Raw genomic sequence first — 2,730 nt, forward strand, 5'->3', positions numbered from 1 at the left:
GGGACCAGTCTGTCCAAAATCAGAAAGAATTCATCCATCAATTGTTTGGACTTGCAGCATAAGATACGATTCCGTTAGGAATATATGTGCTATATTCTCCTATATTTTATTTTTGCACCAGAATCAATGGTACTTACATAGAGGAATTGGAAGCAAGTTAATTGGAAAGGAATTAGGAGTTACATATTCAGTTATAGATAGATGGATTAAAAAATATAGAAATGAAGGTATTCTGGCCTACAAGAAAAACGTGGAAGATCTAAACAAACAAATGAAATAAGTCAAGATGCTAGAATACAACGATTAGAAGCGGAAAATGCATACTTAAAAAAGCTATTAGCTGCGAAAAAGGGGGGGGATGAGGTCAAAAAAAATAAATCAGTAGAATATGAGGTCATTCATACCTTAAAACAGAATTTTTCAATTGTGTTGCTTTGTGAAATTGCAGGTGTTTCAAGAAGTGGATACTATAAGTGGAAAAAAAGAATCAACGATCCCTCTGAAAAGGTGAAAGAGGACCAATTTATCATGTCTAAAATAGGAGAATGCGAACGAGATCCAGATATAAAAGGTAGCTATGGTTACCGAAGAATTTGTATATGGCTCAAAAGGTATTATGGTTTACAGGTAAATCACAAAATGAGGTGGTACAGTAAAACTGGAACAGGTTATAGATATCAATTATTTTATATGCAGAGGTGTTTCATATGAAAAAACAATATGATGAAGTGTTTAAAAGACAATGTGTAGAATTGGTGGTCAAAGAAGGTCGTTCAATTTCAAGTATTCAACGAGAGTTCGATTTAGGGAATGGTACACTGAACGTATGGATTAAGAAATATACAACTCAACTTTCTTCTCAGAAAAATGTGGAACTGGAAGAACTACGTTCTTTACGATGAGAAATTCAGGCACTGAAAAAGGAAAATGAATTCCTAAAAAAGGCGGCAACCTTCTTTGCCAGCAACCAAAACTAACACGTTTTATGTTTATTCAGCAGTATATCCAGACATTCGGAGTGCGATGGCTCTGTCAACGATTGCAGGTCTCAGTAAGTGGTTTTTATGCATATATACAGCGTAAACCAACTGCAGTTCAGCAAAAACGACAAGAAACAGAGTCTTATATTGTCATGCAGTTTAAGCGTTTAAAAAGAAGAATGGGCTATCGGAAATTATACAGATATCTGATAAATAAAGGCATGCAAGTTTTTCTCTCTCAAGTTCGAAAAGCATTATACAAAGCAAATTTGAAGTCAAAAGTAGTTACATATTATAAAAGAAGAAAAACGGAACATCGTACATTTCCGAATGTATTAGCACGTTCTTTTACGCCTGGTAAAAAAGAAACACCTACAGTTGTGAGTGATATTATAGAATTTCGTTTAATCAATGGACAAAAAGTGTATATTTGTGCTGCATTAGATATTGGCACCCGGCGGGTGCTTGGTTATTCGGTAGATACTTGCCAAGATGCTCAATTTGTAAAAGATACAATTCAACAAGTGAAAAATAGATATGGAAAGCAAAAAAAGATATTATTTCATACAGATCAAGTATCACAATTCACGAGCTATATGATCACTGATTTTTGTAAGCAACAAACGATCCAGCAAAGTATGTCCCGCAAGGGGAATTGTTGGGATAATGCAGTGATTGAATCTTTTTTTAGTATTTTGAAACGAGAATGTTTACATGGCGAACAACTTATATCTGTTACTCAAGTTAACCAATTAATAGCTGAATTCATTTATATGTATTATTATCCAGTTCGCCCACATTCGGCTTTAAATGGAATGACTTCTTATCAGTACTCAAAATCAATTGCGTAATCTAAATTATGTTCTAGTTTTTCTTGATCAGGTCATAACTGAAACAAAAGATGACGGTAGTATAAAATGTTTTGAGTTGATTTTAAATATATTTGTTGTACTCAATGCTTATGAGGGATTGTATCTACTAAGTCATATTGAACTCATATGTTGTTTAATGATGTAGGGTAAAAGTTAATATGCTGGTACACAACTAAACTTTAAAAATTATTAGTGAGAAACAGGATAGATGACGACATTTAGGGTGAATTATTATTTTAGTGGTTATGGATAGGCTATAAAACAAACCCTTGTCTTATTAGAACATATAATATTCTAAGCTTTGGTTACCAGGGGGGGATAAAAATGTGTAGAAACTGTGGCAACTGTAAACACCATTGTGAATGTTTTAATGACCATAAGCATACGTGTTGTAGAAAAAGACACAGATGTTGTAACAAAAAACGCAAGTGCTGTAAAAGAAAATGTGAAGAATCTTGCTGTAAACGTATTGTAATTTGTTGTTGTTGTTGTTGTTGTTGTCACCAGAATAACTGGTGATGATTTTGATTTGTTAAATTAATTAAAGTGAAATAATCCTATTGTAATCTAAAAATATAAGACGTTTTGTACTCTCATCTCAAACTACTAGTAGTAAATGTTTATTCAAATAATATCTTTTTAGTAAAACCAACATATTGGATAAACCTAGATAGGATTTCTATTGATTTAGGTAGCTTCCTTTTTAAAAACAAAAATAAGAAATACATTTTTATCCATTATAATACGGTCTGCACAAGAAATTGAGAGGTTCATGTTATAAACAAATGTAAAAAAATAGCAGTAAACTGCAAGAGGAAGCAATAGGGGAATTTGTCCTTGTCCACAATTTACGGATAGAACGAAAAAATAATCCCCTT

General features: G+C 32.7%; 4 protein-coding genes and 1 pseudogene. 4 read left to right on the forward strand and 1 reads right to left on the reverse strand.

Going from position 1 to position 2,730, the window contains the following annotated elements:
- Positions 1-82: 82 nt before the first annotated feature.
- The 4 genes and pseudogenes from MR155_RS30825 to MR155_RS30840 form a co-directional block, all read left to right on the forward strand.
- A pseudogene (locus MR155_RS30825) lies at positions 83-378 on the forward strand (transposase); the annotation flags it as partial.
- Between the two features lie 329 nt (positions 379-707).
- Entirely contained in the window at positions 708-902 is a 195-nt protein-coding gene (locus MR155_RS30830) for a transposase (RefSeq protein WP_242312077.1), read from the forward strand.
- A 29-nt stretch (positions 903-931) separates the two neighbouring features.
- Positions 932-1,831, forward strand: coding sequence for an IS3 family transposase (locus MR155_RS30835; protein WP_313897570.1), 900 nt, complete (start codon positions 932-934; stop codon positions 1,829-1,831).
- 358 nt (positions 1,832-2,189) lie between these two features.
- Entirely contained in the window at positions 2,190-2,327 is a 138-nt protein-coding gene (locus MR155_RS30840) for a hypothetical protein (RefSeq protein ID WP_242312079.1), read from the forward strand.
- A 212-nt stretch (positions 2,328-2,539) separates the two neighbouring features.
- On the opposite strand, the gene MR155_RS30845 is transcribed toward MR155_RS30840, so the two are convergent.
- The coding region (locus MR155_RS30845; RefSeq protein ID WP_242312080.1) for a hypothetical protein at positions 2,540-2,730 on the reverse strand (191 nt) is incomplete at its 5' end.

Source organism: Bacillus cereus group sp. BfR-BA-01331, assembly GCF_022663915.1.
Taxonomy (GTDB): domain Bacteria; phylum Bacillota; class Bacilli; order Bacillales; family Bacillaceae_G; genus Bacillus_A; species Bacillus_A mycoides.